Here is a 14,009-nt window from a genome sequence, read left to right on the forward strand (position 1 = left end):
TCCCTCCTCAAGCAATCGGACCTCGACTGCGCGCGGATTCTAGGAAGCGGGGTCAGGCCTGACCCTCCGGGACTTCACGGGGAGACGGGCACGCGCGACGGCCACCAGCGCCCCCGCCGTCCCGCGTGTCGCGCATCGACCACGCGGAGCACCAGTTCAGTGCCGGCACCCGGCACGCTGCGCACGGAAAACCCCGCCGCCATGAGCCGCGCCCGCTCGCGCATCCCGCACATGCCGTAACGCAGGCCGCGTGACTGGCCCGACTCCCAGTCCGGCGCCAGCCCGATGCCGTTGTCGCGCACGGTCAGCGCCACGGCGTCGACCCGGTAATCGAGTTCGAGCGTCACCTCGGTGGCCCGCGCATGGCGGTCGGCGTTGGTCAGGCCCTCGCGCGCGATCAGCAGCAGTTCGTCCCCCACCGACGCCGGCAACGCGCGCGGCGTCCCGAGCACCCGCATCCGGAACTGGCCCGGCGGGCGGATCAGGTCCTGACCGGCGCGCGCCAGGCGATCGATCCAGGCACGTCCGTGCCAGCCATCGCCGCCGTTTCCGCCGCGGTCACCGTCGCCGCCGTCGCCACGGTCGTCATCGCCGTCGCCGTGACCTTCGCGATCCGCGGCGTCCTCGTCGTCGATCCGCTGCCGCAGTTGCCCGACGCGATCACGCCCCTCCGCGAGCAACGCCTCCGCGCGCGTCAGGTCGCGTTCCATCTTCTGGCGCAACGCCGCGTCGGCGACGCGCCGCACGCTCGCGTCCAGGCCCAGCAGGAGGCCCTGGAAGCCTTGCAGCAGCGTGTCGTGCAGGTCGCGGGCGATGCGTTCGCGCTCACGGTGGCGGTCCGCCAGCCGCAGTCGCCACCGGGCCTGCAGCGACCGCACGCGCAACCGGTAGCCGCCCCAGACGGCCACGACCAACGCCAGCGCCACGGCCCAGCGGAACGCCGGGTGCTGATGCAGCATCGGCGCGATGCGGAAGGCGAGCACCGTCGGCTGGCGGCTCCACAGGCCGTCCGGATTCGACGCGAGCACCTCGAAGCGGTAGTCGCCGGGACCGAGGTTGGCATAGGTCGCCTCGCGCTGCGTGCCGGCGTCGCGCCAGCCGGCGTCGACGCCGACCAGCCGGAACCGGTAGCGGACCTGCTCGGCCTTGCTGAGCACGCGGGCGGCGTAGCGCAACGTCAACGCATTGGTCCCCTCGGGCAACTGCTGCCCCTGTGCCGCCGGATAGTCCTGGCCCCCGGCCATCAGTGCCTGCACGTCGACGCCGACCTCGCGCGCGCTGCGCTTCGTCCGTGCGGGATCCAGCCAGACCACCCCGAGGTTGGTCACGAACCACAGCCGGCCGCGCGCATCGCGCGTGGCGGTGGGTGTCGCCGACGCCTGTCGCGCGACACCCGGCAGGCCGTCGGCGGCATCGAGCAGCTGGTAGCTCAGCGGGTGCGCCGACTCGACGAACAGCGAGGGCACCTCCGCCGCCGCCAGCCGCACGAGGCCGCGCGCGCCGTTCAGCCAGAGGTCGCCGTCGAAGGACTCGACGACGCCTGAAACCCGTCCGAAGGCGGGATCCCGGTCGAGCGTGATCGTGGCGAACCGCCCGTCGCGGCCCAGGGCGACGCCGTTCTCGCCCGCGACGACCAGTCCGTGACGGGTGTTGATCACCGTGAGGATGCGGCCCGTGCGCAAGCCTTGCCCGGGCCCGAAGCGCCGGTGCCGGCCGCGGTCGTCGATGCCGGTGAGCACGCCGTCGTGCCCGAACCAGACCGCGCCGTCCGCATCGACCGCGATCGTCCCCGGCGGCGTGCCGTCCAGGTCCGCCTCGCTGACCCGTTCGAGGCCGGCGCGTGTCGCGTGGAACACCCCGGCCTCGTGCAGCGACAACCACAGGCCGCCCGTCGGATCCGCCGCCATGGCGTCCGCGGCGGCCCGCGTGCCGGCGGGGAGCGGCAGGTTCCAGCGTTCCCATCGCCCGCCCGGCGGCGAGCGCCAGAGCGTCTCGTTGTCCCAGAGCCAGAGCGAGCCGTCGGTCGCCCGCACCGCCTGCGTGGCCGGCCGCCGCGACAGCGGCCGGGGATCGACGCCGTTCTCGCGCACCGCACCGCCCGGCGGATCGACGCGCCAGCTCGCGGAGGAGCTCGACAGCAGCACACCGGTGCCGTCCGGCTGCACGCTGAAGCCGGTGGCGGCCGCGTCCTCGAGCCGCGTGACACGCTGGATGCGGTGCGCGCGCAGGCTGCTCACGCCGACGTTGGTGCCGACCCAGATCTCGCCGTCGTCGCTCTCCAGCAGCGGCACGGTGATCGACGAGCCCAGGCCGTCCGCGACGGTGAACCACTGCCCGCGCGCCCAGTCCAGCTGCTCACCCGCCGGCAGCCGCGCCGTGTCCGCGGCGTCGGTGCGGAACACGCCGCGACCGTTCACCGTCACCCACAGTCCGCCATCGCTGGCGAACAGCATCTGCTTGACCAGGGTGACCGGCTGACCGTCGCGCGAGGACACCACGCTCGGCGAGAAGGCCGCCGCGGCGAGGTCGTCGGCCCGCACCGGTCCGGGCGCCGGGGCGGTCTCCGGCAACGCGGCCCAGGCGCGCCAGGACCCCGGCAGCCCCAGCGGACGCACGCCGCCGCGCCCGTCCGCCAGCCAGAGCCGGTCCTGCCCGTCCTGGGTCATCACCGCGGAGCGGCCGGTGGCCACGCCGGTGTAGTCGAACCGGTCGGCGCCCGCGGCCAGGCGATAGAGCCGTTCGCCCGAGCTGACCCACAGGGTGCCCTGCCGGTCGCGGAACAGGTATTCGGCGCCGGGCTCCGGATAACCCTGTTCCTCGCCGACGCGATGCCAGCGCTGGCCGTCGAAGCGCGCGAGCCCCTTGCCCGCCGCCGCCCACAGCGCGCCGGATGCCCGCACCAGCCGCAGCACGCGGCCGCCCGGCAGTCCCTCGGCCGCGCCGTGGCGGACGACCCGGTCCTCGCGCAGCTGCACGACGCCGCCGTCGAACAAGCCCAGCCACAGCGTGCGATCGTCGTCGACCAGCAGCGCGTTGATGTTGAGTGCCGGCAGCGACGGATCGCCGGGCCGGTAGCGCTCGAAGCGCAGGCCGTCGAAGCGGTACAGGCCCATGCCGGTACCGAGCCAGAGCACGCCCTCGCGTCCGCCGCCCAGTGTCCAGACGTCCGGCGGCGCGCCGTCGCGGACGGTCCACGACCGGTGGGAGAAGTCCGGCGGTCCCTCCCCGGCCGCATGAGCCGGCGCAAGGCCGGCGCCGAGCAGGCAGGCCGCCGCGAGCAGCCATGCGGTCCATGGCCGGGTCACGTTCCGGTTGCGCCGCGTCACGTCGGGTCGGGCCACATCACGCCGCACCACGCCGCGTCACGTCCCGTTCACGCGGCAGGCAGCGGACGGAGCCCGTAGAGCCCCTGCGCCGGCCCGCGCGCGGCGACGCGCACCGGATGCGGAAAGGGATCGTCGATCAGCGGCTCGTCGTCGAGCAGCCCGCGCCGCAGCGCCTCGGTGGCAGCCTGGGTGCGGCTGCGCGCGCCGAGCTTCTGCAGCAGGGTCTTCACATGCGTCTTGACCGTGCCGGCCGCGACCCCCAGCCGCAGGCCGATCGACTTGTTGTCCAACCCGAGGCACAGCATGCGCAGCACGTCGCGCTCGCGCGGGGTCAGGTCGTCGCCGAGCCAGCCCTCGGCCACGGCGCCGGCAGCGGTGCGGCAGAGGTAGCGCCGACCGGCCGCCACGGCGCGCGCGGCATCGCGCAACTCCTCCAGCGCGCAGGCGGCGTGCACGTAGCCGAGCACGCCCGCGGCCATCGCCTGGCGGACCCGGCCGCCATGCACCACGGGACTGACGACCAGCCAGTGCGGTCCAGGCAGGCCGGAGCCGGCAGGCGAGCCGGATCCGCCGTGTCCGCCGTGTCCGACGGGGGCGCCACGGCGCGGCATGCCGGCCAGCGCCTGCAGCGCGCCCTCGTGATCGGCGACGACGAGCCGGATCGGCTCGACGCGGCCCGACGGGCCGGCGGCGAGCGTCGGCAGCACGCCCGACTCGGCGATCAAGCCGGCGTCGTCCCCGGCGTCATGAGCGCGGAAGAACGGCGACAGCGCGGCGGCGATGCCGGCGCGCAGCAGCGGATTGCGGTGGAGGACGATCGCGTCGAGGACGGCGTCCGGGACGGCATGGAGGCGCTCGATCAGGGACATGGACGGCTCCCGGGGCGGTGAGGGGCAATGAAGGGCAGGGCGGACCGTGAAACGGGCGCCGGGGGAGGCGTTGAAAGCGCTTCCCTGAGAGACGCCCGATCATCGGAAGCGATGCTGCGCCGCGATAGCCCCGGTCGAGTCGACAACGTTTACCCGAAAGGGTATCGGCCCCCTGGAACTGGGACGTCCGGCGGGGCTCGCGCCTATGATCGCCGCCATGGTGCCCGCGCCCGATCCCATCCGCGTCCTGACGGTCGATGACCACCCGCTGATGCGGGAGGGCATCGCCGCGGTGCTGGGCGAGCAGCCGGACATGACGCCGGTGGGCGAGGCCGACAACGGCTGGCAGGGCCTGCAGGCCTACGAGCGGCTGCGCCCCGACGTCACGCTGATGGACATCCAGATGCCGGGCATGGACGGGCTGGAGGCGCTGGCGCGGCTGCGCGCGCTGAGCCCGGCCGCGCGGGTCATCGTGCTGACGACCTTCAAGTCCGACGGCCAGGCCTGGCAGGCGCTGAAGCTGGGCGCCAGCGGCTACCTGCTGAAGACGCAGCTGCGCACCGAACTGCTGGACGCGGTCCGCGCCGTGCATCGCGGCAACCGCTGGATCCCCAACGAGGTCGCGCAGGAGATCGCCGCCCACGCCGGCCAGGAGCAGCTCTCCGGCCGCGAGATCGACGTGCTCGAGCACATCGCCCAGGGCATGAGCAACCGCGAGATCGGCGGCAAGCTGTCGCTGTCCGAGGACACCATCAAGGCGCGGGTCAAGACCATCCTGTCCAAGCTCGACGCGCGCGACCGCACGCATGCCGTCGTGCTCGCGCTCAAGCGCGGCATCCTCCGCCTGTAGTCCGCCTGTAGCCATCGCCGGCCGCCGCCGCCGATAGCCCGTCGTCGGCCGCGGTCGTCGGCTGCCGGCGCGTGTCATCGTCCGCAGCCCTTCCGGGCCCCGTCTGCAACGCGGCGTCACGGACGTCTGCCTCCGACGGGAGAGCAGCGGGTGCGCCATCGGCGGCTGGTTTGCCGGGGCATCGGTTCCTACGATGAGGTGATCCCCGGAGCCCCGCCATGACCACCGCATTTCTCCCCACGGACCCCACCCGCCGCGACGTGCTCGCGCTGGGCGGCCAGCTCGCGCTCGCCGCGGCGCTGCCGCTCGCGCTGGCCGACGGCGCCGGGGCCGCAACCCCTTCCACTTCTTCTTCCACACACCCCCTGCCAGGAGCCCCCATGAGCTACGTCACCACCAAGGACGGTACCCAGATCTTCTACAAGGACTGGGGCAGCGGCCAGCCGGTCGTCTTCTCGCATGGCTGGCCGCTGAGCAGCGATGCGTGGGAAGACCAGATGCTCTTCCTCGGCCAGAACGGCTTCCGCGTGATCGCGCATGACCGCCGCGGCCACGGCCGCTCCAGCCAGAGCTGGAACGGCAACGACATGGACACCTACGCCGACGACCTGGCCGCGGTGCTCGACAAGCTGGACGTCAAGAACGCCGTGCTGGTCGGCCACTCGACCGGCGGCGGCGAGGTCACCCGCTACGTCGGCCGTCACGGCACGAAGCGCGTGGCCAAGGTCGTCCTGGTCGGCGCCGTGCCGCCGACGATGATGAAGTCCGCCGCGTATCCGAACGGCCTGCCCAAGGAGGTCTTCGACGGCATCCGCGCCGGCGTCCAGAAGGACCGCTCGCAGTTCTACAAGGACCTGACCACGCCGTTCTTCGGCGCCAACCGTCCGGGCGCGGTCGTGTCGCAGGGTGCGCGCGACAGCTTCTGGCTGCAGGGCATGCAGGGTTCGCTGAAGTCGCAGTTCGACTGCATCAAGCAGTTCTCGGAAACCGACTTCACCGAAGACCTGAAGAAGATCACCGTGCCCACGCTGATCATCCACGGCGACGACGACCAGATCGTCCCGATAGCCCATTCCGGCGAGCTGTCGGTGAAGCTGGCCCCCAAGGCCACGCTGAAGGTCTACAAGGGTGGCGCGCACGGCCTGGCCGTCACCGCCAAGGACCAGCTCAACGCCGACCTGCTGGCCTTCGCCAAGTCCTGATCGTTCCGGGCCGATCGCCGCACGCTCGATGGCGCCGACGCCATCGGGTGCGGATCGGCCTTTCACCCCCTCGAAGGAGATGTCCATGACCCCGATCGCCAAGGCCGCCCCCGGCGCCAAGTTGCTGAACCCCAAGGACCACACGCTGGTCCTGATCGACTTCCAGTCGCAGATGGCCTTCGCCACGCATTCGATCTCCGCCAACGAGCTGCGCACGAACGCCTCGCTGGTGGCGCAGGCCGCCGCCGGTTTCGGCGTGTCGACCATCCTGACCACGGTCGCCGAGAAGAGCTTCTCCGGCCCGATGTTCGAGGAGATCACCGCGCCCTTCCCCGGCCAGAAGCTGCTGGACCGCACCTCGATGAACACCTGGGAAGACGTCGCGGTGATCGAGGAGATCAACCGCATCGGCAAGCCGCGCATCGTGCTGGCCGGCCTGTGGACCAGCGTGTGCATCGTCGGCCCGGCGCTGTCGGCGATCGACCAGGGCTTCGAGGTCTACGTGATCACCGACGCCTGCGGCGACGTCTCGGCCGAGGCGCATCAGCGCGCGGTCGAGCGCATGGTGCAGGCCGGCGCGCAGCCGATGACCTCGCTGCAGTACCTGCTGGAGCTGCAGCGCGACTGGGCGCGCGGCGAGACCTACGATCTGACCACCGGCATCGCGAAGAAGGTCGGCGGCTCGTACGGCATCGGCATCAACTACGCCAAGTCGATGTTCAACGCCCACGAGGGCTGATCGCCCTCCTTGCGCGTCCTCACGCGTTTCTCCCGATCGGCACCTCCGCAGGAAGGCGGCTCTCATGAATACCTATGTCTTGTCGGCCGCCGTCGGGTTGCTGGTCGGGGTGATCTACGGCGTGCTGAACGTGCGCTCGCCGGCGCCGCCGGTGATCGCGCTGGTGGGCCTGCTGGGCATCCTCGCCGGCGAGCAGATCCCGCCGCTCGTGCGCCAATGGCTGCAGCGCGACACGCACCAGGCCAGCTGGATCGAACAGAAGGTGCGTCCGCACATGTTCGGCCAGATGCCCGGGTGCGAGAAGGCCAAGCTGCAGGCGGGTACGCAGCCACACACGCAGACGACGACCAAGGAGACCCGCGATGTCTGAGACGACCACGCCCGACCTGGTGCTGTTCAACGGCCGCTTCACGACGCTGGACCGCGCGCGGCCGACCGCCACGGCCGTGGCGATCAAGGACGGCCGTTTCCTGGGCGTCGGCGCGAACCAGGAGATCCTGGCGCTCGCCGGCGACTCGACGCGGCGCATCGATCTGAAGGGCCGCGGCGTGCTGCCGGGCCTGATCGACAACCATCTGCACATCATCCGCGGCGGTCTCAACTTCAACATGGAGCTGCGCTGGGACGGCGTGCGCAGCCTGGCCGATGCGATGGCCATGCTGAAGGCGCAGGTCGACATCACGCCCGCGCCGCAATGGGTGCGCGTGGTGGGCGGCTTCACCGAGCACCAGTTCGCCGAGAAGCGCCTCCCGACGATCGATGAACTCAACGCGATCGCGCCGGACACGCCGGTCTTCCTGCTGCACCTCTACGACCGCGCGCTGCTGAACGGCGCCGCGCTGCGGGCCGTCGGCTACACGCGCGAGACACCGGAGCCCCCGGGCGGCCAGATCCTGCGCGACGCCTCGGGCAATCCGACGGGCCTGCTGCTGGCCAAGCCGAACGCCTCCATCCTCTACGCGACGCTGGCCAAGGGCCCGAAGCTCCCGCTCGAGTACCAGCTCAACAGCACGCGCCACTTCATGCGCGAGCTCAACCGGCTGGGCGTCACCGGCGCGATCGACGCGGGCGGCGGCTTCCAGAACTACCCCGAGGATTACCAGATCATCCAGAAGCTGTCCGACGCCGGACAGCTGACGATCCGCCTGGCCTACAACCTGTTCACCCAGAAGGCGGGGCAGGAGAAGGAGGACTTCCTCCATTGGGCGCAGTCGGTCACCTACAAGCAGGGCGACGACTACTTCCGCCACAACGGCGCGGGCGAGATGCTGGTGTTCTCGGCGGCCGATTTCGAGGACTTCCGCCAGCCGCGGCCGGACATGCCGGACCAGATGGAAGGCGAACTCGAGGAGGTGGTGCGCATCCTGGTCCAGAACCGCTGGCCGTGGCGCATGCACGCGACCTACGACGAGACGATCTCGCGGTCGCTCGATGTCTTCGAGAAGGTCCATCGCGACACGCCGATCGACGGGCTGAACTGGTTCTTCGACCATGCGGAAACGATCTCGACGCGCTCGATGGACCGGATCGCCGCGCTGGGCGGCGGCGTGGCGGTGCAGCACCGCATGGCCTACCAGGGCGAGTACTTCGTCGAGCGCTACGGTGCACGCGCCGCCGAGGCGACGCCGCCGGTGGCGGAGATGCTGCGCCGGGGCATGAAGGTCTCGGCAGGAACGGACGCGACGCGGGTGGCTTCGTACAACCCGTGGGTGTCGCTGTCGTGGCTGGTGACCGGGCGTACCGTCGGCGGACTGCAGATCACGCCGCAGCGCAACTGCCTGGACCGCGAGGCGGCGCTGCGCATGTGGACGGAGAACGTCACGTGGTTCTCCAACGAGCAGGGCAACAAGGGTCAGATCGCCGCGGGCCAGCTGGCTGATCTGGTCGTGCCGGACCGCGACTTCTTCGGCTGCCCGGAATCGGAGATCGCCGACACGAGCGCGCTGCTGACGATGGTCGGTGGCAAGGTCGTGTGGGGCGCGGGGAGTTCGCCGAACTCGACGACTCGGCGCCGCCGCCGGCGATGCCGGACTGGTCGCCGGTGCGGCGCTTCGGCGGCTATGGCGCGTGGGGCGCGGAGGGCAAGCCGCTGCAGGCGGCGATGCAGCGCGTCGCCTGCTGCGACACGGCCTGCGGCGTCCACGGGCATGCGCATGCAAACGCGTGGGCTTCGGAGATTCCGGCGTCGGACCTGCGCGGCTTCTGGGGCGCGTTGGGCTGCGCCTGCTGGGCGGTGTGATGAGAGACAGGCGATGAGCGAATTCCGAGCGATGAAAACGTCTTCCCCTGCCGCCCCCCGATGGGTGGAGGGAATCCTGCAATGGCCCACCTTCGGGTGCCTGCTTCGGGTGGGGTTGGCCTCGGCCTATCTCATCGGCGGGATCGACAAGGCGATGAACTTCCCCGGCGCGGTCGCGGAGCAGGCGCACTTCGGCCTGCAGCCGGCAATGCTGTGGGCGGTGCTGGCGATCGCGGTCGAGCTGATCGGCTCGGTGCTGCTGATCGTCAACCGCCAGGTGTGGCTGGCAGCCGGCGCGCTGGGCGTGCTGACGCTGGTGGCGATGCTCGTCGCCAACAACTTCTGGGACCTGAGCGGGCAGGCGCGATTCATGGCGAAGAACGCGTTCTTCGAGCACCTCGGATTGATCTGCGCGCTGGCGATGGCGGCGCGGATCGCGGTGCTCGAACGCAAGGGGGCGGCATGACCGGCGCGAAGAAGCTGCTGCTGGCGAGCCTCGCGCTGGGCTTCATCGGCGGCTATGTGGACACGGTGGGTTTCGTCGCGCTGTTCGGCCTGTTCACCGCGCACGTGACGGGGAACTTCGTGCTGATCGGCGCGGAGCTCAGCCGCGCCAGCGCCAACAGCGTGCTGCTGAAGCTGCTGGTGTTCCCGACCTTCATCGTGGCGGTGGCGCTCGCGCGCCTGGTGGCGCTGCGCTGCGAGCGGACGAAGACGGTGGCGAGCCGGCCCTTGCTGGTGATGCAGACGGTGCTCTTGCTGGTGGCCTTGGTCTGCAGCGTGCCGGCGGGGGCGGCGCTCGCGCCGGATGCGCCGTGGGCGATGGCGACGGGGCTGTTCATGACGGCCGCGATGGGCGTGCAGAACGCGGCGGGTCGCCTGGCATGGCCGGCGCTGACGCCGACCACGGTGATGACCGGGAACGTCACGCAGGTGGTGATCGACAGCGTCGACCTGCTGCGCGGCGCGGCCGGCCCGGAGGTACGGGACAGGCTGAAGCGGTTCATCTGGCCGGTGGTGGCGTTTGCGGTCGGCGCGCTGTCGGGGGCGTTCGCGTATGCGGGGTGGAAGTTCTGGTCGCTGCTATTACCGCTGGTGATGCTTGCCGGTCTGGTCGTGATGGATGTGAGGTCCGATCACAAGGGGTGATCGCGTGAGAATGGGCCATTCCCCATTCGACGAGATCACCATGAGCAGAGACCAGGCCCTCACCCAGGCCGCCCAGCAACTGGGCTATGACTTCGACGGCGAGATCAAGGCCGGCGGCAACTACCAGCCGCTGACCCGCGACGGCAACACCGTGTACCTCAGCGGCCAGGTGCCGCGAGTCGGGACCACCGTCGTGGTGACAGGCCGCGTCGGCGCCGATGTGGATCTCGAGCGCGCGCAACTCGCCGCGAAGATCTGCGTCATGCGTGCGCTGGTGTTGCTGCAGCGCTCACTTGGCTCGCTCGACGCGGTGGAGCAGATCCTGCGCCTGAACGTGTTCACGCAGTGCGCGCAGAACTTCACCCAGCTCAGCGAAGTGGCCGACGGTGCGTCGGAATTGCTGGTGCAGATCCTCGGCCCGGCGGGCACGCATGCGCGGACCTCGGTCGGGGTCTATGCGTTGCCGAAGGGCGCGAGTGTGGAGTTGGATTTGACGGTGGCTGTGCAGCCCTGACAACGGCCGCTCATTGGTAATGAAAAAGGCCCGTGGCAGTCATGCCAGCGGGCCTTGTTCGTTCAGACATCGACTCGAAGAGAGTCGAACCGATCAGAACGGTTATTGCCACTAAAAAATGTTGTTAGAGGCTTCCAAGTGAGTGACAGGAGTTTCAGGGCGAGCGATGTACAGATTTTTGGGTTGTCCGCGGTGAGCACCTCTGTTTCCAGTCGAAATGGCCCTACAGCGCTAATTTTGTGGGTAGCGATGCAGCGCCAGCAGTGGCCCCTGGTTTAGGGCTGGCCGTTCGCCCAGCCGAGTTCGGCCTCGATGACCGCCCGGAATGGTGTGCGAACCTCCGCAGGCGCCCTGCATACATAGTCGCGCGCTCGTGCTGCGGCTTCACCATCCAGTCCACGGAGGTAGTCGAGCACATCGCCGGCATCTTTGGGCACTTGTCCAGCAGCGCCACGGAACTTCGGCTTCAGCGCCGTCCAGACCACCGCATCAAAGCCCTTGGCTGCCCCCACTCAGCGATAGCTGGTGCTCCAACGGCGTACTTTGGCTCCGGTCCAGGCCAAAGCCCAATGGACGCAACGCCACTACCCTCTCGGGCAGCAAGTGCCATCTGTGCAGCCTCGGCGGAGTCGTAGGTCAACTCGACAAACCTCGTGGGAACGACCTGGGCGCCATCAAGTAGAACAAGCGTCAGCCGGCCATCTTTGGATGTGCGCGCGAACTCGATGGGCAGCAGCGGCCCCCTGGCAGCCAAGCGCCGGCACAGTGAAGGGTACGCGGGTCCCAGACCAGCGAGCCCCACCCGATGCAAGCGATTTTCATGGGCGCAGCATAGCGTCTGGTCTGCAATTGGCTGCACTGGCGCTTCTGTGGATGTCAGCCGCGTAAATTCGACGGAATATCTAGTTGTGGAACAAGCGATGCAGGCCGCGTCGACGCCATTTCCACTAGGGAGTTTCACTTGCTCGAAGCGCCACGCACAGAAGCGCAGATTCTTGAAGACCTCACTGCGCTCACCGCCTCCCCTGGCTATCCGCACGCGATTGCACATATCTGCCATCGCGACACCATCATCAAGTACAGCGGGCAGCTCCAACCGGCCGACATGGAAGGCATGTTCGGGCATGACCGCCTTATCCGGACGGAGGTGAACACGCTGCTTGGGTTGATGGTCAAGGCTCCCCTAGTGCTGGACGAGCACGCGCGAGAGGTTCTCAAGTTCTACGTCGAGCGGACTGACGCATTGATGGAGGAACTGCACCGCGCGATGTCCCATCCGATGTGGGCGACGATAGTCTCGGCGGCAGCGGGCAAGTCCGCTGCCGCCGAGCCGGACATTTGGCAAGGTGCAATGCTCCGAGAACCCATCTTCTACGGGGGCGAGTCCGCGTACGCCTTCCAGTACCGCGACCTGCTGCCTGAGAAATACGGAGCCGATGACGCCTGGCTTCTCGAGAACAAGGGATTCACGTCAACGCAGGGCCGAGCGATTGCCCACGCGATGTGCAAGCTCATGGATGACAAGTCGACAGCCTTGTTCGCGGAGGCTCGCCGAGCGGGGACGGAGCCTTCAACATGGCTGCCTGTATTTGAGCTATCCGCGTCAGAGGTAGCGCATCGAAGTGGAGTCGCGAGACCAGCGGTCGATGCTTTCCTGACAACCTTCCTGTTCTCTGGTCACAACGAGAACTTCAAAGAACTCGGCGATTTCAGCGCGCTGGCGGCGACCCCGTTGTTGCCCACAGACCGTGGAACGTTCCTGCTGTTCCAGCACTATGCGATTTATGAAGCGCTGTACGAGTCGCCGTTCTTCTGGATGCTCGCAGACAAGGCCTACTGGCCAACCGCGAAGGACAACCGCGGTGCATTCATCGAGCAGTACTCGTCACGCCGTTTGGCAGCCGTTTTCGGCCGCGAGCATGTTCATTCAAACGTCAACCTTCACCGTGGCAAAGCCATCGTTGGCGAGGCGGATGTTCTGGTGGCATTCGCCGACAGACTCATCATCGTTCAGTGCAAAGCGAAGAAGCTGACCATTGAGGCGAGGAAGGGGAACGATGGGCAGTTGAAGAAGGACTTCGCTGGCGCAATCCAAGATTCATACGACCAAGGCTGGAAGTGTGCCAACGAGCTCATGACTGGCGGGTGCAGGCTGGTCGATGCGAGCGGCACCGAAGTCCGGCTGCCCGCGACCATCAAGGAGATTCATCTGTTCAGTGTGGTCGCTGAGCACTATCCAGCGCTTGCCTTCCAGGCACGTCAGTTTCTGAAATACCAAACGACCGACGTCATCCGGGCACCGTTCATCATGGACGTGTTTTTGCTCGACACGATGACCGAGATGTTGGCGACGCCCCTCAGGTTGCTGAGCTATGCCCAACTCCGCACTTCAGCGATTGAAGAGATAACCCTTAGCCACGAACTGACGGCTCTGGCCTATCACCTGCGCATGAACCTCTGGCTGAGCGGCGAGTACGACATGGTCCATCTCGACGACTCTATCAACGTCGACCTGGACGTAGCGATGACGGTGCGTCGGGAAAATATGCCAGGCGAGAGGACACCACCCGGCATTCTGACGAGGATGGTCGGGACGCATTTTGAGCGCCTAGTCGCCGCGATAGAGGACCGAGCAGAGCCAGCAACGCTAGAGCTCGGCCTCGCGCTGCTGGCCATAAGCGAAGACTCCGCAGGAACCATCAACAGGGGTATCGAATCGCTTATCCGGCAGACTCGATTCGACGGGAAACGCCACGACTTCACCCTGTCCACTGACGGGGCGAAAGGCGGCTTCACATTTCATTGCTCTCGGACGTCCGATGCAGCATCAATAGCCTCACTCGACGATTACTGTCGCCGGCGCAAGTACGCCCAACGCGCTCCACAGTGGTTCGGTGTCTCCATTGACGCTGACGGCGATGTTCAGTTCGGTATAACCCTCGATTTTCCGTGGGAGCAGTCGGCCGAGATGGACCGTGCGACGGCCGGTATGAATAAGCCCCAACGAGCATCGGAACTGCTCCCGCAGATGGTCAGTGCGGCAAGGGGGTTAAAGGTCGGCCGCAACGCGCCATGTCCCTGCGGAAGCGGACGAAAGTATAAAAAGTGCTGTCTAACTTGA

At 68.4% G+C, this 14,009-nt stretch carries 10 protein-coding genes and 1 pseudogene; 9 read left to right on the forward strand and 2 right to left on the reverse strand.

Translation table 11 applies throughout. The features are described from left to right. Positions 1-74: 74 nt before the first annotated feature. Complete coding sequence (locus tag ACQ859_RS01115; protein ID WP_431264247.1) at positions 75-3,341, reverse strand: triple tyrosine motif-containing protein; 3,267 nt, start codon at positions 3,339-3,341, stop codon at positions 75-77. Between the two features lie 32 nt (positions 3,342-3,373). Next, positions 3,374-4,195, reverse strand: coding sequence for a helix-turn-helix domain-containing protein (locus tag ACQ859_RS01120; protein ID WP_431264248.1), 822 nt, complete (start codon positions 4,193-4,195; stop codon positions 3,374-3,376). A 205-nt stretch (positions 4,196-4,400) separates the two neighbouring features. Here ACQ859_RS01120 and ACQ859_RS01125 point away from each other — a divergent pair, with 205 nt between their 5' ends. The 9 genes and pseudogenes from ACQ859_RS01125 (at position 4,401) to ACQ859_RS01165 (ending at position 14,009) form a co-directional block, all read left to right on the forward strand. After that, positions 4,401-5,045, forward strand: coding sequence for a response regulator (locus ACQ859_RS01125; RefSeq protein ID WP_431264249.1), 645 nt, complete (start codon positions 4,401-4,403; stop codon positions 5,043-5,045). A 218-nt stretch (positions 5,046-5,263) separates the two neighbouring features. Next, on the forward strand, positions 5,264-6,247 hold the full coding sequence (locus ACQ859_RS01130; RefSeq protein WP_431264250.1) for an alpha/beta fold hydrolase: 984 nt from the start codon (positions 5,264-5,266) through the stop codon (positions 6,245-6,247). Positions 6,248-6,332: 85 nt separating this feature from the next. Then, on the forward strand, positions 6,333-6,986 hold the full coding sequence (locus ACQ859_RS01135) for a hydrolase (protein ID WP_431049128.1): 654 nt from the start codon (positions 6,333-6,335) through the stop codon (positions 6,984-6,986). 64 nt (positions 6,987-7,050) lie between these two features. Beyond that, positions 7,051-7,356 (forward strand): XapX domain-containing protein, encoded by a 306-nt coding sequence (locus ACQ859_RS01140; protein WP_431264251.1) that lies wholly within the window; start codon positions 7,051-7,053, stop codon positions 7,354-7,356. Further along, positions 7,349-9,225 (forward strand): annotated as a pseudogene (locus tag ACQ859_RS01145) (amidohydrolase). The gene ACQ859_RS01140 and the pseudogene ACQ859_RS01145 overlap by 8 nt, the downstream one beginning before the upstream one ends. 31 nt (positions 9,226-9,256) lie before the next feature. Then, on the forward strand, positions 9,257-9,691 hold the full coding sequence (locus ACQ859_RS01150) for a DoxX family protein (RefSeq protein ID WP_431264252.1): 435 nt from the start codon (positions 9,257-9,259) through the stop codon (positions 9,689-9,691). After that, on the forward strand, positions 9,688-10,374 hold the full coding sequence (locus ACQ859_RS01155) for a YoaK family protein (protein WP_431264253.1): 687 nt from the start codon (positions 9,688-9,690) through the stop codon (positions 10,372-10,374). Before ACQ859_RS01150 ends, ACQ859_RS01155 begins: the two co-directional genes overlap by 4 nt. A 40-nt stretch (positions 10,375-10,414) precedes the next feature. Then, positions 10,415-10,888, forward strand: coding sequence for a RidA family protein (locus ACQ859_RS01160; RefSeq protein WP_431264254.1), 474 nt, complete (start codon positions 10,415-10,417; stop codon positions 10,886-10,888). Between the two features lie 961 nt (positions 10,889-11,849). Further along, positions 11,850-14,009 carry a YecA family protein gene (locus ACQ859_RS01165; RefSeq protein ID WP_431264255.1) on the forward strand — a complete coding sequence of 720 codons (2,160 nt, stop codon included), beginning with the start codon at positions 11,850-11,852 and terminating at the stop codon, positions 14,007-14,009.

Source organism: Roseateles chitinivorans (genome assembly GCF_050632235.1).
GTDB lineage: Bacteria > Pseudomonadota > Gammaproteobacteria > Burkholderiales > Burkholderiaceae_C > Roseateles > Roseateles chitinivorans_A.